The 19,850-nt window shown below is 60.2% G+C and carries 14 protein-coding genes; 5 read left to right on the top strand and 9 right to left on the bottom strand.

Features of this window, described 5'->3' with window-relative positions; genetic code table 11:
• Positions 1 to 20: 20 nt before the first annotated feature.
• The 3 genes from preA to hydA form a co-directional block, all read right to left on the bottom strand.
• Positions 21 to 1,295, bottom strand: coding sequence for an NAD-dependent dihydropyrimidine dehydrogenase subunit PreA (gene preA, locus AC3IUA_RS17515; protein ID WP_489355758.1), 1,275 nt, complete (start codon positions 1,293 to 1,295; stop codon positions 21 to 23).
• The gene (locus AC3IUA_RS17510; protein ID WP_489355756.1) at positions 1,296 to 2,663 is read right to left on the bottom strand and encodes an NAD(P)-dependent oxidoreductase; all 1,368 of its coding nucleotides are present in this window, start codon (positions 2,661 to 2,663) and stop codon (positions 1,296 to 1,298) included.
• A 181-nt stretch (positions 2,664 to 2,844) separates the two neighbouring features.
• Positions 2,845 to 4,284, bottom strand: a complete 1,440-nt coding sequence (gene hydA, locus AC3IUA_RS17505; RefSeq protein WP_489355754.1) for a dihydropyrimidinase — start codon at positions 4,282 to 4,284, stop codon at positions 2,845 to 2,847.
• A 624-nt stretch (positions 4,285 to 4,908) separates the two neighbouring features.
• On the opposite strand from hydA, the gene AC3IUA_RS17500 reads away from it, so the two are divergent.
• Both AC3IUA_RS17500 and AC3IUA_RS17495 read left to right on the top strand, forming a co-directional pair.
• Positions 4,909 to 6,396, top strand: coding sequence for an NCS1 family nucleobase:cation symporter-1 (locus AC3IUA_RS17500; RefSeq protein WP_489355752.1), 1,488 nt, complete (start codon positions 4,909 to 4,911; stop codon positions 6,394 to 6,396).
• 126 nt (positions 6,397 to 6,522) lie between these two features.
• Positions 6,523 to 7,806 (top strand): Zn-dependent hydrolase, encoded by a 1,284-nt coding sequence (locus tag AC3IUA_RS17495; RefSeq protein ID WP_489355750.1) that lies wholly within the window; start codon positions 6,523 to 6,525, stop codon positions 7,804 to 7,806.
• A 68-nt stretch (positions 7,807 to 7,874) separates the two neighbouring features.
• On the opposite strand, the gene AC3IUA_RS17490 is transcribed toward AC3IUA_RS17495, so the two are convergent.
• The 4 genes from AC3IUA_RS17490 to AC3IUA_RS17475 all read right to left on the bottom strand — a co-directional run bounded on the left by AC3IUA_RS17490 (position 7,875) and on the right by AC3IUA_RS17475 (position 12,688).
• Positions 7,875 to 8,990, bottom strand: a complete 1,116-nt coding sequence (locus AC3IUA_RS17490; protein WP_489355748.1) for a Gfo/Idh/MocA family protein — start codon at positions 8,988 to 8,990, stop codon at positions 7,875 to 7,877.
• 716 nt (positions 8,991 to 9,706) lie between these two features.
• Positions 9,707 to 10,474, bottom strand: a complete 768-nt coding sequence (locus tag AC3IUA_RS17485) for an SDR family oxidoreductase (RefSeq protein WP_489355746.1) — start codon at positions 10,472 to 10,474, stop codon at positions 9,707 to 9,709.
• A gap of 38 nt (positions 10,475 to 10,512) precedes the next feature.
• Positions 10,513 to 11,580 (bottom strand): phosphotransferase family protein, encoded by a 1,068-nt coding sequence (locus tag AC3IUA_RS17480; protein ID WP_489355744.1) that lies wholly within the window; start codon positions 11,578 to 11,580, stop codon positions 10,513 to 10,515.
• 157 nt (positions 11,581 to 11,737) lie between these two features.
• Complete coding sequence (locus AC3IUA_RS17475) at positions 11,738 to 12,688, bottom strand: 2-hydroxyacid dehydrogenase (protein WP_489355742.1); 951 nt, start codon at positions 12,686 to 12,688, stop codon at positions 11,738 to 11,740.
• A 408-nt stretch (positions 12,689 to 13,096) separates the two neighbouring features.
• On the opposite strand from AC3IUA_RS17475, the gene AC3IUA_RS17470 reads away from it, so the two are divergent.
• The gene (locus AC3IUA_RS17470) at positions 13,097 to 14,377 is read left to right on the top strand and encodes a serine/threonine transporter (RefSeq protein WP_489355740.1); all 1,281 of its coding nucleotides are present in this window, start codon (positions 13,097 to 13,099) and stop codon (positions 14,375 to 14,377) included.
• 164 nt (positions 14,378 to 14,541) lie between these two features.
• Here the strand turns inward: AC3IUA_RS17470 and acnB are convergent, their stop codons facing one another.
• Positions 14,542 to 17,142, bottom strand: coding sequence for a bifunctional aconitate hydratase 2/2-methylisocitrate dehydratase (gene acnB / locus AC3IUA_RS17465; protein ID WP_489362379.1), 2,601 nt, complete (start codon positions 17,140 to 17,142; stop codon positions 14,542 to 14,544).
• A 408-nt stretch (positions 17,143 to 17,550) separates the two neighbouring features.
• Between acnB and AC3IUA_RS17460 the strand changes: the two genes are divergently transcribed.
• Positions 17,551 to 18,024, top strand: a complete 474-nt coding sequence (locus AC3IUA_RS17460) for a DUF1289 domain-containing protein (protein ID WP_150640914.1) — start codon at positions 17,551 to 17,553, stop codon at positions 18,022 to 18,024.
• A 92-nt stretch (positions 18,025 to 18,116) separates the two neighbouring features.
• Here the strand turns inward: AC3IUA_RS17460 and AC3IUA_RS17455 are convergent, their stop codons facing one another.
• Positions 18,117 to 18,980, bottom strand: a complete 864-nt coding sequence (locus tag AC3IUA_RS17455) for a universal stress protein (RefSeq protein WP_489355738.1) — start codon at positions 18,978 to 18,980, stop codon at positions 18,117 to 18,119.
• A 226-nt stretch (positions 18,981 to 19,206) separates the two neighbouring features.
• Between AC3IUA_RS17455 and AC3IUA_RS17450 the strand changes: the two genes are divergently transcribed.
• A complete protein-coding gene (locus tag AC3IUA_RS17450) occupies positions 19,207 to 19,818 on the top strand; it encodes a MiaE family protein (RefSeq protein WP_489355736.1) in 612 nt (203 codons plus the stop codon).
• The last annotated feature ends 32 nt before the right edge of the window (positions 19,819 to 19,850 follow it).

The following is a 19,850-nucleotide window of genomic DNA, read 5'->3' as shown; positions in this document are numbered from 1 at the left end:
GATTTCAGCTGAGTTCCTGATTAAACTTCCACGCTATACGGATTCCTCGGATCATGATTCCAGTCCAGGAATGGCTTGCCGGTGTCGATGGGCACCATCTCGATGCAATCCTGGACCGGGCAGGTGATCTGGCACAGGTTGCAGCCCACGCACTCATCGTCGATCACTTGGTATTTATGCGTGCCGTCAGGCTGCTTGAGGCTGGCGATGGCCTGGTGAGCGGTGTCTTCGCAGGCGATGTGGCAGCGGCCGCAACCGATACAGGCAGCCTGGTCGATTTTGGCGATGACCTGGTAGTTGATGTCCAGGTACTTCCAGTCCGTGGTATTGCCCACCGCCAGCCCCGAGAATTGGTCCAGGCTGGCGTAGCCCTGACTGTCCATCCAGCGTGACAGACCGTCCTTCATCTCCTCGACAATGCGAAAGCCATGCAGCATCGCCGCCGTGCATACTTGCACCGCGCCGCTGCCCAGGGCGATGAATTCTGCCGCATCGCGCCAGCTGCCGATGCCGCCAATCCCGCAAATAGGCAGGCCACGGGTTTGTGGGTCGCGGGCGATTTCCGCGACCATGTTCAGCGCAATCGGTTTGACCGCCGAGCCACAGTAGCCACCGTGGGTGCTTTGGCTGCCGACCATCGGACGGGCGACCATGCGCTCCAGGTCGATGCTGGTGATGGAGTTGATGGTGTTGATCAGCGACACCGCATCGGCGCCACCCCGATGAGCCGCGCGGGCCGCCAGGCGGATGTCGGTGATGTTCGGCGTCAGTTTGACGATCACCGGCAGCGAGCAGTAAGTCTTGCACCAGCGGGTCACTTGCTCGACGTATTCCGGTACCTGACCGACCGCCGCGCCCATGCCGCGCTCGGGCATGCCGTGGGGGCAGCCGAAGTTCAGCTCGATGCCGTCGGCACCGGTGGCTTCCACCAGCGGCAGGATGGCTTTCCAGGATTCTTCGACGCAGGGCACCATCAAGGACACGATCAGCGCGCGGTCCGGCCAGTCCTTTTTGACCTGGGTGATTTCCCGCAGATTGATCTCCAGCGAGCGGTCGGTGATCAGCTCGATGTTGTTGAAACCCATGACTTCACGGTTGGCGCCGAAGTGCGCGGAGTAACGCGACGAGACGTTGACCGCCGCCGGGTCCTCGCCGAGGGTTTTCCAGACCACGCCACCCCAGCCGGCCTCGAAGGCGCGGACCACGTTATAGGCTTTGTCGGTGGGTGGCGCGGAGGCCAGCCAGAACGGATTGGGGGCTTTGATACCGGCGAAGACAATCGAGAGATCGGCCATTTACGCAGCCTCCACATTGAGCTTGAGTTGGGCATTGATGGCTTCGGCGGCCAGCTTGCCGTGCTGCACGGCCTGGACGGTGAGGTCCTGGCCGAGGCTGGTGCAGTCACCACCGGCATACACGCCGGGGATGCTGGTACGCAGCTGTTCGTCCACCAGAATGCGCTCGCCCTGGCGCTTCAGTTCACGGGCCAGCGGGTCGCTCAGCGCTGCGCCGTCGAAGGCCTGGCCGATGGCTTTGAAGATCCCGTCGGCTGCCAGCTCGAAGGTTTCGCCAGTGGCCTGCAAACGACCGTCGACCATTCGCGTGCGGGCAAAGCGCATGCCGCGGACCTGCCCCTGTTCATCCAGCAGCACTTCTTCGGGTTGGGCCCAGGTCAGCAGACGGACCTGATTGGCCTTGGCGATGTCCTGTTCGTGTTCGGTGGCGCCCATGTCCTCCAGACCCCGGCGGTACACCAGGTTCACGTCGCGCGCACCGAGGCGGGCCATTTGCACCGCCATGTCGATTGCGGTGTTGCCGGCACCGAGGACGATGCAGCGATCGGCCAGTGGCAGTTGACTCAGGTCATCGGCCTGGCGCAGTTCACGGATGTAGTCGGTGGCGGCGAGCATGCCGGGCGCGTCTTCATGGGCGAGACCGAGTTGTTTGCTGGCGGCCAGACCGAGACCGAGGAACACCGAATCGAACTGCTGATGCAGTTCTGTAAGGCTGAGGTTGTCGCCAAGCTTCTGCCCGTGACGGACCTCGATCCCGCCGATACCGAGCAGGAACTCCAGCTCACGCTGAGCGAAGTCGTCCACCAGTTTGTATTTGGCGATCCCGTATTCGTTGAGACCGCCGGCTTTCTCGCGGGCTTCGAAAATCACTACATCATGTCCGTGCATGGCCGAACGATGAGCGCAGGACAACCCAGCCGGACCGGCGCCGACCACCGCAATGCGTTTGCCGGTCGGCGCTGCGCGCTGGAATGGATGTTCGCGAAATTGTGCGTTGTCCACCGCGTAGCGTTGCAACAGGCCGATCAGCACCGGTGCGCATTCCTGGGCGTTGTTACGCACGCAGGCTTGCTGGCAGAGGATCTCGGTCGGACAGACCCGGGCGCAACTGCCGCCTAGGATGTTCGCCGAGAGGATTTTCTGCGCGGCGCCCTGAACGTTTTCCTGATGGATATTGCGGATGAACGACGGGATGTCGATCTCGCTCGGGCAGGCATTGACGCAGGGCGCGTCGTAGCAATACAGGCAGCGCGAGGCTTCCAGATCGGCCTGGCGGGCGTTGAGCGGCGGCGCCAGGTCGGTGAAATGGCCGGCAAGGGCGGCCGCGTCCTCATGGGGATGCGGGAGGTGGTTCAGGGTTTTGATCACGGTGTCGGCCTCACTTTTTTGTGGGTTGCCTCTAACGGGCATTGGTTTGCACACATCGCTCAAATCGAACTCGGTCCCGTAGGCGCTGCCGAAGGCTGCGATTTTTAGGCGGACGCCACGGTTGCGGCCTCAATCGCCAAGATCAAAAGATCGCAGCCTGCGGCAGCTCCTACGGTGATGTTCAGCGTTTTACGGCAACCGGCCTGTGCTGCTCCGCCCGTTTACTCAGCAGATCGAACACCGCCGGATAAGCCGGGCGCTCGATATATCGTCCGGCACCGCGTTCGGCCCGCAGGTCGCCGTCGGCCCAGACCAGTCGGCCCTGGCTGATGGTGTGGCTGGGTACACCGCGCACGGTCTTGCCTTCGAAGATGTTGAAGTCGACCTGCTGATGGTGAGTCTTGGCCGAAATGGTCCGGGTGCCCTCCGGGTCCCAGAGCACCAGGTCGGCATCGGCACCGACGCGAATCGAGCCTTTGCGCGGGTAGAGGTTGAAGATCTTCGCCGCGTTGGTGGAGGTCAGGCCAACGAAGTCCTGCATCGACAGGCGTCCGCTGTTCACCCCTTCGTCCCAGAGCACAGCCATGCGGTCTTCGATACCGGCGGTGCCGTTGGGGATCTTGCTGAAGTCGTCGCGGCCGGCGGCTTTCTGCTCGGCACAGAAGCAGCAATGGTCGGTGGCGGTGGTGTGCAGGTTGCCCGATTGCAGGCCCTGCCACAGCGCCTCTTGATGCCCGCGAGGACGGAAGGGCGGGCTCATCACGTAGCCGGCGGCGGTCTGCCAGTCCGGGTGCTGATAGACGCTGTCGTCCAGCAGCAGGTGCCCGGCCAGGACTTCGCCATAGACCGGTTGGCCCTTGCGGCGCGCATAAGTGATTTCATCCAGCGCCTCACGGGTCGAGACGTGGACCAGATACACCGGCGTACCGAGGGTTTCGGCAATTCGGATCGCCCGGCTGGCGGCTTCGCCTTCGACCTGGGATGGCCGCGACAAGGGATGGGCTTCGGGGCCCGTCATGCCCTGGGCCATCAGTTTGCGTTGCAGGTGATAGACCAGCTCGCCGTTTTCCGCATGCACCGTCGGTATCGCGCCCAGCTCCAGGCAGCGTTCGAAACTCGCCACCAGGGTATCGTCGGCGGCCATGATCGCGTTCTTGTAAGCCATGAAATGCTTGAAGCTGTTCACCCCATGCTGGCTGACCAGTTCGGCCATTTCCTCGCGAACCTGTTCGCTCCACCAGGTAATGGCGACGTGAAAGCCGTAGTCCGCGGCGGACTTCTCGGCCCAGCCGCGCCACTGATGGAAAGCCTCCAGCAACGGTTGCTGCGGGTTGGGAATCACGAAGTCGATGATCGAGGTGGTGCCGCCGGCAAGCCCTGCCGCAGTGCCGCTGAAAAAGTCTTCGCTGGCAACGGTGCCCATGAAGGGCAGTTGCATGTGGGTGTGGGGATCGATGCCGCCGGGCATCAGGTATTGACCACTGCCATCGAGCACTTCGCAGTCCGCCGCAACGTCCAGGTTATTACCGATTGCCTGGATCAAACCGTCAGCGCACAGCACGTCGGCGCGGTAACTTTCATCATGGGTAACAACGGTGGCACCACGGATCAACAGTGACATTGCGAGTTCCTCACAGGCTTGACCGGCTGATGCCAGTTCTTGGTGTTGTAGTTGCGGCAAGCTGAAGGAAGCTGGATTCCTGTCAGCGCTGTCAGGAATAGACGCTAGCTGGAGTTATTGGTTTGAGCAAGATTATTTTTTATAAGCTTATATTCAATATAACTTATTGAAAAATATAGATTTAATAACAAAATCAACAAAGTGGTGCGGCCATTCACCATTTTGACGCACTTGACAGGTTCCAAATATGGTCAAGATTTCTTATGTGAAATCAGCTGCTTGAGCTATGCCTATGGGCGTGTGAAAACATTTGAAAAAATACTGCTGCACCAGATTGAGTCCTGACTGTTTGGATAACTTGCCTGGAATGATCCTTGAGTGATGGAGCAAGTAAGCCTGGTCTCAATGAGTTGCTGAATAAAACTGATAAACATCAGTTGTTTACATGGATTTTACGTACCTGACGAGCGAGTAAACGGGATATCCGGCACGGTTATTGAGTGCCGCCGATGCGACGTTGGCCGGTCCGTGAAAGTCGTAAGTACTCCGGCCATCGCCGGGTTTGCGGTTCAATCCGGCAACCTGTCCGATGAGCAAAATAATCAAAAGAACAGTGGAGCGGCCATGCACCAGATCAGATCGCAAGTGACCGAGCGCGACGGCTTGTACGAGCTCGAGGCAGGCAGCGACGTCCTCGACAGTCCCCGTTATAACCACGACATAGCGCCGACCAAGGTGCGTGAACGAACCTGGAACAAATGGCACATCACGGCGCTCTGGGTCGGCATGGCGATCTGCGTGCCGACCTATACCCTCGGCGGGGTGCTCACTGCGTATTTCGGGCTGTCGGTCGGCGAGGCGCTGCTGGCGATTCTGTTCGCCAACATCATTGTGCTGATCCCCTTGACTCTCAATGCCTTCGCCGGCACCAAGTACGGCATCCCGTTTCCGGTGCTGCTGCGCTCATCGTTCGGGGTCATCGGCTCCAACGTGCCGTGTTTGATCCGGGCGCTGGTGGCCTGCGGCTGGTTCGGCATCCAGACGATGTTCGGCGGGCTGGCCATTCACCTGTTCCTGGGCTCGGTGTTCGAGGGCTGGAAGGCCCTGGGCGGCACCGGTGAGGTGATCGGCTTCATGTTGTTCTGGGCGCTCAACCTGTGGGTGGTGCTGCGCGGAGCGGATTCGATCAAGTGGCTGGAAACCCTGTCCGCGCCACTGCTGGTGCTGGTGGGCGCGGGCTTGCTGTTCTGGGCCTTGCCGAACGTCTCGTTGAGCGAACTGATGGCGCAACCGCCGAAACGCCCGGAAGGCGCTGGAGTGACGAGTTACTTCATGGCCGGGCTGACCGCCATGGTCGGGTTCTGGGCGACGCTGTCGCTGAACATCCCGGACTTCAGCCGCTACGCGAAAAGCCAGAAAGACCAGATCGTCGGGCAGATCATCGGTTTGCCGCTGACCATGTTCCTGTTCGCCTCGCTAGGGGTGGTGATGACAGCGGCTTCGGCCGGGCTGGTGGGGGTGACGGTCTCCGATCCGGTGACGCTGATCGGGCATATCCAAAGCCCGGTCTGGGTGGCGCTGGCCATGTTTGTAATCATCGTTGCGACCTTGTCTACCAACACTGCGGCGAACATTGTTTCGCCGACCAACGACTTCCAGAACCTTGCGCCCAAACTGATCAACCGGACCAAGGCGGTGATGCTGACCGGGCTGGTAGGCCTGGCGTTGATGGCCCACGAACTGCTGAAAAAACTCGGTTTGCTGGTCTCCGATATCAGCCTGGAAACGGTCTATTCCAACTGGTTGCTGGGGTATTCCAGCCTGCTCGGGCCGATCGCCGGGATCATGGTGGTGGACTACTTCCTGATCAAGAAACAACAACTCGACCTGGCTGGCCTGTACCGCGACGACGTGTACCCGGCGTGGAACTGGAACGGGTTTATCGCCTTCGGCATCCCGGTGGCGCTGACCGTGCTGTCGTTGGGCAGTGACGTCTTCAGCTGGTTTTACAGCTATGGCTGGTTCACCGGTTCGGCGCTGGGCGGGTTGCTGTATTACGGGCTGTGCATGATGGGCCGCAGTGACACGGCGGTGGCCAAGACGCCGGTGTGATGCCATGCGCATTCCCGTAGGAGCTGCCGCAGGCTGCGATCTTTTCGGGTTTGCGCTAAACCCACAGAAATACCAATGCCCGATGTTTGTGGCTTACCAAACAATAAATTGCCTGAGGAGATCATGATGAACGCAGCCCTTGACGTTCTGCAGTCCACCCATCAGCACATCAACCGCGACCGTCTGTGGCAGTCGCTGATGGAATTGGCCAAACTCGGCGCCACGGTCAAGGGCGGTGTCTGTCGCCTGGCCCTGACCGACCTCGACCGCCAGGCCCGTGACATCTTCGTGCGCTGGTGTGAGGAGGCGGGCTGCAGCGTGAGCATCGATGCTGTCGGCAACATCTTCGCCCGCCGCCCCGGGCGCAATCCGCAGCTGCCGCCGGTGATGACCGGCAGCCATATCGACACCCAGCCCACCGGCGGAAAATTCGACGGCTGCTTCGGCGTGTTGGCCGGCGTCGAAGTGTTGCGCACCCTCAATGACCTCGGCATTGAAACCGAAGCACCGCTGGAAGTGGTGGTCTGGACCAACGAAGAAGGCTCGCGATTTGCCCCGTGCATGATGGGTTCTGGAGTGTTCGCCAAGAAATTCACCCTGGAAGAAACCCTGGCCAAGACCGATGCCGAAGGCGTGACCGTCGGCGAAGCGCTGAACGCCATCGGTTATGCCGGCAGTCGCCAGGTCAGCGGCCATGCGGTGGGTGCTTATTTCGAAGCGCATATCGAGCAAGGACCGATCCTTGAGGATGAGCGCAAAACTATCGGCGTAGTGATGGGCGCGCTGGGGCAGAAATGGTTCGACCTCAAACTCAAGGGCGTCGAAGCCCATGCCGGTCCGACCCCGATGCACTTGCGCAAGGACGCTCTGGTTGGCGCGGCGGTAGTGGTTTCGGCCGTCAATCGCGTTGCCTTGAGCCATCAACCCCATGCCTGCGGCACCGTCGGTTGCCTGCAAGCCTACCCGGGCTCGCGCAATGTGATTCCCGGCGAAGTGCGCATGACCCTGGATTTCCGCCATCTCGAACCCGCGCGGCTGGACTCGATGATTGCCGAGGTCAAACAGGTGATCGACACCACCTGCCAGGAACACGGCCTGAGTTTTGAGCTGACGCCGACCGCCGATTTCCCGCCGCTGTATTTCGACAAGGGCTGCGTCGATGCCGTGCGCAATGCCGCACAAGGCCTGGGCTTGTCACACATGGACATCGTCAGCGGAGCCGGGCATGACGCGATCTTCCTCGCCGAACTGGGTCCGGCCGGGATGATCTTCGTGCCGTGCGAAGGCGGCATCAGCCACAACGAAATCGAAAATGCCACGCCGGACGATCTGGCGGCCGGCTGCGCGGTGTTGTTGCGGGCGATGCTGGCGGCGTCGGCGGCGATTGCCGACGGCCAGTTGGCGGCCTGACCGACGTCGCTGGCAAGAAGAGACGGTGGGATTCGAAGTACGGGTGCTTCGAAACCCACTGCGCTCAGTTACAGCTCATTGACCTTGACCCAGCGCTGCTCCAGCGCGGCCAGACGGATAGCAGTCGCCAGTCGTTCCACCTCCCAGGCTTGTTCAAAGTCGGTCCCCTCGCAAGCTTGGCCGGCCAGCGCCATGATCAGGGCGTGAACCTCCAGGGTCTTCAACTCGTTGTACCCCAGCTGATGTCCCGGCGCCGGACTGAACGCGGCGTAACCGGGCAGGGAAGGGCCGGCCAGCAGCCGCGTGAAGCCGTCCTGACCTGCGCGGCACACACGCAGTTCATTCAAACGCTCTTGATCGAATGCCAGGGTGCCGCGAGTGCCGCTGATCTCGAAGCTCAGGTGATTCTTGTAGCCATGCTTGAGCCAACTGCTGCTGAACGTGCCGCGCGCACCGTTGGCGAAACGCAGCAGGGCATGCGCCTGGTCGTCCACGGCGATGCTGCGTTGCTCGAGGCTGCCTGGGGTGGCGGGGCGCTGACGGTGCACGGTCTGGGTATCGGCACACACCGCTTCCACATCACCGACCAGGTACCGAGCCATCGCCAGTAAATGGCTGCCCAGATCCGCCAGGGCACCACCGGCATGTTGCGCTTCGCAACGCCAGGACCAGGGGGATTGCGGGTCAGCCATGAAGTCTTCGCTGAATTCGCCCTGGAAACTGATGATCTCGCCGAGTTCGCCGCTCTGAATCAATTCACGGGCCAGGCCAATGATCGGGTTGTGCTGGTAGTTGTAGCCGACGCGGGTCACCACGCCAGCGGCCTTGGCGGCGCGGCGCATCTGGTCGGCCTGGTCGAGGCTGACCGCCAGTGGCTTTTCGCAGTACAGCGCTTTGCCCGCGGCCAGGGCGGCCATGGCCATGGGGTAGTGCAGGTGGTTGGGGGTGGTGATGGCGACGACATTGACCTTCGGGTCGTCGATCAGTTGTTGCCAGTCGCCATGGGCTTTTTCGAAGCCCCAGGCGTTGGCGCAGTGTTCGGCGCGTTGGCTGTCGGCGTCGGCCAGGGCGGCCAGGCGCAGGTGCATGGGCAGTTCAAAGACTGCACTGACGTTGCGAAAAGCCAGGGCATGGGCGCGGCCCATGAAGCCTGTGCCGATCAAGCCGATTCCGAGTTCGCGCATGGTGGAGGTCCTTTTGGATTTTTGTTTTCGGGAGGGGTATTAATGGAATAAATATTCCTGATGTTCAATAGGTGGAATAAATATTCATTAATTCGTCGTGAGCATTCACTGTTGAAGCGGGCTTGCTCGCGACCTGAATGCCGACCCATCCATTGCGGATGTACACGGATCAATTGTGGGAGCGAGCCTGCTCGCGAAAGCGGCCTTGCAGCCCACCTATCCCTTGTTGGTGTACATATCCATTCCTGCGAAACTGCCAGCAGCCGTTACCGCTGCGGCAGCTCCTACGGGGTGGGTGAATCCGTGAAATTCGGGGGTGCGCGCGGTCGGGGGATGGCGTTAGCCGGATATTGCGGGTGTACCCGGTCGGCGTAGGAGCTGGCGCAGCCTGCGATCTTTTCGGCGGACACCCAGACCCAAACGCGAAGATCAAAAGATCGCAGCCTGCGGCAGCTCCTACAGGGGGTGGGTGAATCCGTGAATTCGGGGGGGCGCGGTCGGGGAATGGCGTTAGCCGGATATTGCGGGTGTACCCGGTCGGCGTAGGAGCTGGCGCAGCCTGCGATCTTTTCGGCGGACACCCCAGACCCAAACGCGAAGATCAAAAGATCGCAGCCTGCGGCAGCTCCTACGGGGGAATGTGCGAAGCCACAAATTCCTTAACTGGTCGGCATTAGCCCCAACGCTGCCTCTTGCTCACCCCGAACCCGCTGCAATCAGGACAAAAACCCACCATCCACATTCAGCGAAACCCCAGTGGTATAGCTCGACGCCTCACTGGCCAGGTACAACACCGCCCCGGCCATTTCACTCGGCGCTGCCACCCGCTTGAGCGGGATCTGCTGCAGCGCGGTATTCAGAATCGCGTCATTCTTCACCAGTGCCGAAGCGAACCTGGTGTCGGTCAGGCCTGGCAGCAAGGCGTTGCAGCGGATACCGAACTGCGCGCATTCCTTGGCGAAGACCTTGGTCATGTTGATCACTGCAGCCTTGGTCATCGAGTAGATGCCCTGGAAGATGCCCGGCGAAATGCCGTTGATCGAAGCCACGTTGATGATGCTGCCGCCACCGTTCTCGCGCATCAGCTTGCCGGCTTCCACCGACATGAAGAAGTAGCCGCGGATGTTCACGTCGACAGTTTTCTGGAATGCGCTCAGGTCGGTATCCAGCACGTTGCAGAACTGCGGGTTGGTCGCGGCGTTGTTGACCAGGATGTCCAGGCGCCCGAACTGTTCGCGGATGCCGGCGAAGACCTGGCTGATCTGTTCCATTTCACCGATGTGGCAGGCGACCGCAGTGGCTTTGCCGCCGTCGGCGATGATGGCGTCGGCAACGTGCTGGCAACCGTCGAGCTTGCGGCTCGAGACGATTACGTGGGCGCCTTGCTGGGCCAGCAGTTTGGCGATGGCTTCGCCGATACCGCGGCTGGCGCCGGAAACGAAAGCGATCTTGCCGTCGAGGTCGAACAACTGAGTCTTGGACATGGTTTTTCCTTGTTGTATGCCAGGCGCGAGGCGCGCAGTCAGAGGCTGGATGTGTGGATGACTTGCAGGCTCATCTGCTCCAGCAGTTTGTTCATGTGAATGAACTGCGCGAAGCGTTTGTCCTGGGTCTGGCCATGGAAGAAGCGGTAGTAGATCTGCTGCACGATACCGGCCAGGCGGAACAGCCCGTAGGTGTAGTAGAAGTCGAAGTTGTCGATCTGGATGCCTGCGCGTTCGGCGTAATAATCGACGAACTGGCGGCGGGTCAACATGCCGGGCGCATGGCTCGGCTGGCGGCGCATCAGTTGCACCGGTGCCGGGTCGGCGGCTTCGATCCAGTAGGCGAGGGTGTTGCCCAGGTCCATCAGCGGGTCGCCGAGGGTGGTCAGTTCCCAGTCCAATACGCCGATGATCTGCATCGGGTTGTTCGGGTCGAGGATCACGTTGTCGAAACGATAGTCGTTGTGCACGATGCTCGAGGTCGGGTGATCGGCGGGCATCTTGTCGTTGAGCCAGGCCTTGACCGCTTCCCAGTTCGGGGCATCAGGGGTCAGCGCTTTGTCGTAGCGATCGCTCCAGCCACGAATCTGCCGCTGCACATAACCTTCGGGCTTGCCCAGATCGGCCAGGCCGCAGGCCGTGTAATCGACCTGATGCAGCTCGACGAACTTGTCGATGAAGCTCTTGCACAGTGCTTCGGTCTTCTGCGCACCAAGGCCCAGTTCCGGCGGCAGGTCGGAGCGCAGGATGATGCCCTTGACCCGCTCCATTACATAGAATTCGGCGCCGATCACCGATTCGTCGGTGCAATGCACATAGGCCTTCGGGCAATAGGGGAAGCCGTCCTTGAGCTGATTGAGAATCCGGTACTCGCGACCCATGTCGTGGGCGGATTTGGCTTTGTGGCCGAACGGCGGTCGACGCAGGACGAACTCCTGCCCGGGGTATTCGAGCAGGTAGGTCAGATTCGAGGCCCCACCCGGAAACTGGCTGATCCGTGGCGTCCCGCTCAGGCCGGGAATATGCGCCTTGAGGTACGGATCGATGAGGTTCACATCGAGTTCTTCGCCGGAGCGGACACCGGTGGACTGATCAGTAAGCGCCATGCTTATCCCTTCTGCTTATTTTGGAGGCTCGACATTATTGCCTAATCTAATGCGCCCGCCCTGAGCCCACAACCGCGGCAAGCCGTTATAGGTGAGCGTGTTGCCGGGCAATCATTGCTTTTGATACAAGCGTTTGAATGCCCTTGGGCCACCCCGGTCATTTCGCTCGCGGCAGGTCGATGGGGGTCAATAATGGGCGGCCGGAGAAATGCGCCAGAAGGTTTTCCCCCACCAACCCCACGGTGGCCTGGGTCGCTTCCGGAGACAGCCCGGCGACATGCGGAGTGAGGATCACGTTGCTTAGTACCTTGAGCGCTTGCGGTACCTGCGGCTCGGCATCGAATACGTCCAGGGCGGCACCGGCGATCCGTCGCTGCTCCAGCGCGCAGATCAGATCGGCGGTGACTATCACGCTGGCCCGGGCGATGTTGACGATAAAACCGTCGGGACCCAAGGCTTCCAGCACCTGCTTGTTGATCAAATGGTGTGTACCGAGACCACCAGGAGTGGCAATGATCAGGAAGTCAGAGGTCCGGGCCAGCTCGGTGGGCGTCGAGTAAAAACTGTAGGGCACGTCGCTGCGCAGCTGACGATTGTGGTAACTCACTGTCATATCGAAGCCTTTGACCGCGCGTTTGGCGATGGCCATGCCGACGGCACCGAGGCCGAGGATGCCCAGGCGTTTGCCGGCGAGGGAAGGGCGCATGATTTTCGGCCACTCACCGCGCCGGACCGCGGCATCTGCCCGGGGAATGTCGCGTACCAGGGCCAGCAGCAGTGCCATGGCATGGTCGGCCACCGACGAAGCATTCACTCCTGCACCGTTGGTCACGCGGATGCCGCGGTTGCTGGCGGCTTGCAGGTCGACGTGTTCATAGCCGGCGCCGATCACGCAGATGATTTCCAGCAGCGGCAGAGCGGCGATTTCGTCGGCGCTCAATCCAAGCGGACCGCGGGTCAGTACGGCCTTGATCTGCCCGGCATGGGTCTGAATGGCCTGGGCTCGCTCGGCCGGTGTAGGTGCAAGAATCAGGTGAAAACCGCGGTGTTCGAGGATCGGCAGGTAATCGTTAATGGTTTCAACCAGTACCAGAACGGTGACGGGCATACTGCGCTCCTGTGGATTTCAAACGGTGGATTTTGCCGAAGTTGTCATTAGTATTTAGCTCATCCTTGGGACATCTTTCAAAAAAGACTCAAGACTGCTGGTTCGAGAGATGTGACAAGGGTAGCTGGCGCGGTGCGGTGTGGGTTCAAAGATCGCAGCGCCGCGTAAGAGCAAGAGCAAGATCAAAAGATCGCAGCCTGCGGCAGCTCCTACCCGCGAGAGGGCGCCACAGCCACCACGATCTCTGACGGTCACCTGATCCGCTTTACCATTCCTCAGCTAAGTCTTTGCTTCTGTTGGTTAATCCCGGACAATCGCGCCCCTGTTACGGCCGGGGCGCTGCCTGTCAGCATTTTCTGACTCGCTCCGACTGTGTGGCAAATGACTGGAATGCGGAGATCCAACCGGATGAATGATCAGGCCAATAGCGTCGACGAACGCTATGAAGTGGCGACACCAGCGAGTCTCAGTAGCTGGAATCGCCACGATACAACCTGGATGCTGGGCCTGTTTGGTACTGCGATTGGCGCGGGTACCCTGTTTCTGCCGATCAACGCCGGTCTCGGTGGCTTCTGGCCGCTGATGATTCTGGCGCTGTTGGCGTTCCCGATGACTTTTTATGCGCACCGTGGCCTGACCCGCTTCGTGCTCTCCGGCCGTGCCGGTGCCGACATCACCGAAGTGGTCGAAGAACATTTCGGGATCAAGGCCGGGGCGTTGATCACCTTGCTGTATTTCTTTGCGATCTTCCCGATCCTGTTGATCTACAGCGTTGCGTTGACCAACACCGTGGGCAGTTTCCTCGAACACCAACTGCACATCACGCCGCCACCGCGGATGGTGCTGTCGCTGGTGCTGATCCTCGGCCTGCTGGCGGTGGTGCGCTGTGGTGAACAGGTGATCGTCAAGGCCATGAGCCTGATGGTCTATCCGTTCATCGTTGCGTTGCTGTTCCTCGCGGTGTTCCTGGTTCCGCACTGGAACGGCGGCATTCTTGCTACCGCGAGCACACTGCCTGAGCCTTCGGCACTGCTGCATACCCTGTGGCTGGCGATTCCGGTGATGGTGTTCTCGTTCAACCACTCGCCGATCATCTCGGCCTTTGCGGTAGACCAGAAGCGTCGTTATGGCGAGCATGCCGAAGAGCGCAGCTCGCAGATTCTGTCCCGCGCCCACGGCCTGATGGTGGTGATGGTGCTGTTCTTCGTCTTCAGTTGCGTGCTGACCCTGTCTCCGGCACAACTGGCCGAAGCCAAGGCGCAGAATCTGTCGATCCTGTCGTACCTGGCCAACCACTTCAGCAACCCGACGATTGCCTTCGCCGCACCGCTGATTGCGTTCGTGGCCATTTCCAAGTCGTTCCTGGGGCATTACATCGGCGCCAGCGAAGGCCTCAAGGGCTTGATCGTCAAGAGCGGTCGTCGTCCGGCACCGAAGACCCTGGACCGCATGACCGCAGCGTTCATGCTGGTGGTGTGCTGGATCGTCGCCACGCTCAACCCGAGCATTCTGGGCATGATCGAAACCCTCGGTGGCCCGATCATCGCGGCGATTCTGTTCCTGATGCCGATGTACGCAATCCGTAAGGTGCCGGCCATGGCACGGTTTCGTGGTCAGGCTTCCAACGTCTTTGTGACGGCGGTGGGCCTGGTGGCGATTACGGCGTTGATCTATTCGTTGATGGCCTAGAAAACAAGATCAAAAGATCGCCGCCTGCGGCAGCTCCTACGCCGACCGAGTACACCCGTGATATTGCGGGTGTATATGCCGCAGGCTGCGATCTTTTGATTCCGGGGCATAAAAAAACGCCGCACATCTCACGATGGGCGGCGTTTTTTTACCGGGTTGCAGCGTTAGGCTTGAATGACCGGAATGTTGGCATTCGCAGCCGCTTCACGGAACTCGGCGATCTGGTCGAAACTCAGGTAGCGATAAACATCGCTGGCCATGGTGTCGATTTCCTTCGCGTAGGCCATGTACTCCTCGACGGTCGGCAGGCGACCCAGGATCGAAGCCACGGACGCCAGCTCGGCCGAAGCCAGGTAGACGTTCGCGCCATCGCCCAGACGGTTCGGGAAGTTACGGGTCGACGTCGACACCACGGTGGCGTTCGGTTCAACGCGAGCCTGGTTACCCATGCACAGCGAGCAGCCCGGCATTTCCATGCGCGCGCCAGCCTTGCCGTAGATGCCGTAGTAGCCTTCTTCGGTCAACTGGTGAGCGTCCATCTTGGTCGGCGGCGACAGCCACAGACGCGTTGGCAGCGAACCGTCGACTTTTTCCAGCAGTTTACCGGCAGCGCGGAAGTGACCGATGTTGGTCATGCACGAACCGATGAACACTTCGTCGATCTTCTCGCCAGCAACGCTGGAAAGCAGACGGGCGTCGTCCGGGTCGTTCGGCGCGCAGAGTACAGGCTCTTTGATGTCGGCCAGGTCGATTTCGATGGTTTCAGCGTATTCGGCATCAGCATCGGCAACCATCAGCTCAGGGTTGGCGATCCAGGCTTCCATCGCTTGCGCGCGACGTTCCAGAGTCCGTGCATCGCCATAGCCTTCGCCGATCATCCAGCGCAGGAGGGTGATGTTGGAGCTCAGGTACTCGGTGATCGACTCTTTCGACAGCTTGATGGTGCAGCCGGCAGCGGAACGTTCGGCGGAGGCGTCGGACAGTTCGAACGCTTGCTCGATGCTCAGGTTATCGAGGCCTTCGATTTCCAGGATGCGACCGGAGAATGCGTTCTTCTTGCCTTTCTTCTCTACGGTCAACAGGCCAGCCTGGATCGCGTAGTAAGGAATGGCGTGAACCAGGTCACGCAGGGTGACGCCCGGTTGCATCTTGCCTTTGAAGCGCACCAGGATCGATTCCGGCATGTCCAGCGGCATCACGCCGGTGGCGGCAGCGAACGCCACCAGACCGGAACCGGCCGGGAAGGAGATCCCCATCGGGAAACGGGTGTGGGAGTCACCACCGGTGCCGACGGTGTCCGGCAGCAGCATGCGGTTCAGCCAGCTGTGGATGATGCCGTCGCCCGGACGCAGGGAAACGCCGCCGCGGGTCATGATGAAGTCAGGCAGGGTGTGGTGGGTGGTCACGTCGATCGGCTTTGGATAGGCCGCGGTGTGGCAGAAGGACTGCATCACCAGATCGGTCGAGAAGCCCAGGCACGCCAGGTCTTTCAGTTCGTCACGGGTCATAGGACCGGTGGTGTCCTGGGAACCGACGGTGGTCATTTTCGGTTCGCAGTAGGTACCTGGACGAACGCCAGCCACGCCGCACGCCTTGCCGACCATTTTCTGCGCCAGGGTGTAACCCTTGGTGCTTTCAGCCGGTGCTTCAGGCAGCTTGAACAGCGTCGAAGGTGGCAGACCCAGCTCGGCGCGAGCCTTCTCGGTCAGGCCACGGCCGATGATCAGCGGGATACGGCCGCCGGCACGGACTTCGTCCAACAGCACCGGGGTCTTCATTTCGAAGGTGGTCAGGACTTCGTCAGTGCCGTGTTTGCAGACTTTGCCAGCATGTGGGTACAGGTCGATCACGTCGCCCATGTTCATGTTGGTGACGTCGAATTCGATCGGCAGTGCGCCAGCATCTTCCATGGTGTTGTAGAAGATTGGAGCGATCTTGTTGCCGAAGCAGAAACCGCCGGCACGCTTGTTCGGCACGTAAGGAACGTCGTCGCCGAAGAACCACAGCACCGAGTTGGTCGCCGATTTACGCGAAGAACCGGTACCGACCACGTCACCGACGTAGGCGATCGGGAAGCCTTCGCCGCGCATCGTTTCGATTTGCTTCATCGGGCCGGTGACGCCTTGCTCGTCCGGAACGATGCCGTCACGGGCCATTTTCAGCATGGCCAGGGCGTGCAGCGGGATGTCAGGACGGGACCAGGCATCGGGAGCAGGGGACAGGTCGTCGGTGTTGGTTTCGCCGGTGACCTTGAATACGCGCAGGCTGATCTTGTCGGCCAGCACCGGGCGCTTCTGGAACCACTCGCCGTCGGCCCAGGATTGCAGGACGCCTTGAGCGTGAACGTTGCCGTTTTTGGCTTTTTCCGCGACGTCGTGGAAAGCATCGAACATCAGCAAGGTGTGCTTGAGTTCCTTGGCTGCGACTGGCGCCAGTTCGGCGTTGTCCAGCAGGTCAACCAGGGTCACGATGTTGTAGCCGCCCTGCATGGTGCCGAGCAGTTCAACCGCGCGTTTTTTGTCGATCAGAGGGGAAGTGGCTTCGCCTTTGGCCAGCGCGGACAGGAAACCGGCCTTTACATAGGCGGCTTCGTCCACTCCAGGTGGAACGCGATGGGTGATCAGGTCAACGAGGAAAGCTTCTTCGCCAGCCGGGGGATTCTTCAGCAGCTCGACCAGGCCTGCAGTTTGTTCGGCGTTAAGCGGCTGGGGAACGATACCCAGTGCTGCGCGCTCTTCGATATGTTTGCGGTAGGCTTCAAGCACAGTTATTACCCTCATCAGTGGTCCCAAATGGGTGTCCGGGACGCTCATCCCGAAATTGCCGTACTCATGCGCTGCGTGGCGTTGTGGGCCGCTTAGCCAGAATTACCGACAATTCCTTACAGAAGCTGCTTTCAAAGTTTTACGCCTGCAGAACGGGGAGCTGATGAGGGTTGGCGTTGGACTTTTCCCCGCTGGAAAAACCCTTCGCCAACACCGCTCTGAAGGAACGACTGTGCTCGTGACGCTTTGAAAACAGCTTCTAACGGACATTGGCGCCTTAAAAGGCTGGCTGATTCTACGGCAAAAAAATTTTAAAGGTAAGTTCGACCCTGAAGTTTTGAGGGGTGATCAATGTTAGACAAAGGGCTAACATGCCGACCTGTCCTGCTTCTCGCGTCCTGCCTACCTATGCCCAATCAAACCATCAAGACCCCCTGCGTCGGCCTTTGCTCCACTGTTTACGGTGATTTGGTGTGCCGTGGCTGCAAGCGGTTCCATCATGAAGTGATTCACTGGAACGGCTACAACGAGGAACAAAAACGTGCGGTATGGCTGCGCCTGGAGCAGCTGTTGGTGCAGGTGATGGCCGGCAAACTGGAGATTTTCGACCCTCAGCGGCTACGGCTGCAGCTGGAACAGCGCAAAATCCGCTTCGTGCCCCATCAGTCCGAGTATTGCTGGGCTTATCAGTTGATCGCCCGTGGCGCGCGGGTCATCAATAATCTGGACGCCTATGGGATGGTGCTGTTGCCGGAGTTTCGCGACTGGAACCTGCCCGAGCTGCGTGACGCCATCGATCGGGAATTTTTCCTGCTGTCTGAAGCGCATTATCAGCGATACATCGCCCCCGGGTTTCTCAGGGATGCGTTGGCGCCTGATTGAAGTCAAAAGATCGCAGCCTGCGGCAGCTCCTACCGGGGGGATTGCAGACGCCCACCCTATCGCAGGTGCACGATCTTTTGATCCTCTGACTTTTAATGCTTGGTAACAATCTCCTCCAGATGGTCCATGATCTCATCCGGCTTGAGCACCAGCACGTCGCTTTCCAGTGAGTCGAGCACCACTTCCGCGGTATTGCCGATCAAGGCACCTGACAATCCGGTGCGAGCCACCGTGCCGATCACCGTCACAGTGGCCTGCAGTTGATGGGCGGTGTGCGGAATCAACACATCCGCCGGCCCTTCCTCGATGTGCAGGTGCGCGTCATCGATGTCGAATTCGGCCTGGAACGCCTTGCTCTGCTCGCGGTAGCGGGCTTCGATGGTTTCCCTGAGCTGGAACACCGGGTCGGCCGCCGACAGCATCGGTGACGGATGGGCACTGATGACATGCAGCTGCCCCTTGGCCAGGCTGGCGATATCGAAGCCGTAATCGATAATTTTGGCGTGCAGGTTGCGATGTTCACCATCGGTGTTACCAACGTCGACGGCCGCCATAATCACGCCGCCGGTCCAGGGCTTGGCGGTCTTGACCAGCAACACGGGTGTCGGGCAATAACGCAGCAGTTTCCAGTCGGCGGGGGTGAGCAAGGCCTTTTTCAACGGGTTGTCGGGGAAATGCTGCTTGATCACCAGCCCGCAACCTTCGGCCTGCTGCACATCGATGGCGGTTTTGTGCGGGCTTTCGTTCCAGGCCTGTTCGGTGGTGACGCTGTAGCCTTCCTCCAGCAAGCTGTTTTTGAGTCCGCGCAGGAGCGCCGAGTGATCATGTTTCTTGTCGCACACCAGCAAATGCAGGTGCGCCTGGGTGACCCCGGCGATCAACTTGGCGCGTTTGAGGGCGAGGCTTTCCGAGTGCTCGGGCTCAATAACCACCAGGATGCTGCGAATGGCTTGCATGATCGGGATCTCCATAGTGAAAAGGCGCTACGTTGCACAACTATAGTTGCTGTGCGCCAGGCGTGATGTTGATACATGTCAAGCCGGCCGACTGGTGGTCTGCGGCCCGGCCGGTATAATCAGCGCCCTTCGCTGTGAACCTATCTTTCGTGAGCCTCATGTTACTGATCGCTGAAGTCGCTACCATCCTGCCTTGCCACGCTCCTGAACTTGCGGAAGTGTGCCGATGATTCTTCCCGAAATTCATGAGTTCCTCGGTTGCCGCACCCCTGAAGGCTGGATCCAGGCCGCGCTGGCGGATCAGCAGACCCTGCTGATCGACCACAAGAACTGCGAGTTCAAGGCCGCCAGCACCGCGCTCAGCCTGATCGCCAAGTATCACTCCCACGTCGATCTGATCAACCTGATGTCACGCCTGGCCCGGGAAGAGCTGGTCCACCATGAACAGGTCATGCGCCTGATGAAAAAGCGCAAGATCGAGCTGCGCCAGCTCTCCGCCGGGCGTTATGCCTCGGGGCTGCGCAAGGTGGTGCGCAACCACGAACCCGTGAAACTGGTGGATACCCTGGTGGTGGGGGCCTTTATCGAGGCGCGAAGCTGCGAACGCTTCGAGGCGCTGGTGCCGCATCTGGATGAAGAACTGGGCAAGTTCTACTTCGGCCTTTTGAAAAGCGAAGCCCGGCACTTCCAGGGTTATCTGAAACTGGCTTACCAGTACGGCGACGCCAAGGACATCGCCCAGGTGATCGACAGGGTCAGGGCGGCCGAGCAGGAGTTGATCGAGTCTCCAGACGTCGAGTTCCGTTTTCACAGCGGTGTACCTTCGTTTCCGGCGTAGGAGCTGCCGCAGGTTGGGGCCGCGTTCGGACG

Source organism: Pseudomonas sp. KH_050, from assembly GCF_057838875.1.
Note: the sequence above shows the minus strand (reverse complement) of the source record. Positions and strands in the feature narration are given on the sequence as shown.

Bases quoted from the DNA above. Each gene is read 5' to 3' on its own strand.
- preA (WP_489355758.1), bottom strand. From the start codon at position 1,295: ATGGCCGATCTCTCGATTGTCTTCGCCGGTATCAAAGCCCCCAATCCG.
- hydA (WP_489355754.1), bottom strand. From the start codon at position 4,284: ATGTCACTGTTGATCCGTGGTGCCACCGTTGTTACCCATGATGAAAGT.
- AC3IUA_RS17500 (WP_489355752.1), top strand. From the start codon at position 4,909: ATGCACCAGATCAGATCGCAAGTGACCGAGCGCGACGGCTTGTACGAG.
- AC3IUA_RS17495 (WP_489355750.1), top strand. From the start codon at position 6,523: ATGAACGCAGCCCTTGACGTTCTGCAGTCCACCCATCAGCACATCAAC.
- AC3IUA_RS17490 (WP_489355748.1), bottom strand. From the start codon at position 8,990: ATGCGCGAACTCGGAATCGGCTTGATCGGCACAGGCTTCATGGGCCGC.
- AC3IUA_RS17485 (WP_489355746.1), bottom strand. From the start codon at position 10,474: ATGTCCAAGACTCAGTTGTTCGACCTCGACGGCAAGATCGCTTTCGTT.
- AC3IUA_RS17480 (WP_489355744.1), bottom strand. From the start codon at position 11,580: ATGGCGCTTACTGATCAGTCCACCGGTGTCCGCTCCGGCGAAGAACTC.
- AC3IUA_RS17475 (WP_489355742.1), bottom strand. From the start codon at position 12,688: ATGCCCGTCACCGTTCTGGTACTGGTTGAAACCATTAACGATTACCTG.
- AC3IUA_RS17470 (WP_489355740.1), top strand. From the start codon at position 13,097: ATGAATGATCAGGCCAATAGCGTCGACGAACGCTATGAAGTGGCGACA.
- AC3IUA_RS17460 (WP_150640914.1), top strand. From the start codon at position 17,551: ATGCCCAATCAAACCATCAAGACCCCCTGCGTCGGCCTTTGCTCCACT.
- AC3IUA_RS17455 (WP_489355738.1), bottom strand. From the start codon at position 18,980: ATGCAAGCCATTCGCAGCATCCTGGTGGTTATTGAGCCCGAGCACTCG.
- AC3IUA_RS17450 (WP_489355736.1), top strand. From the start codon at position 19,207: ATGATTCTTCCCGAAATTCATGAGTTCCTCGGTTGCCGCACCCCTGAA.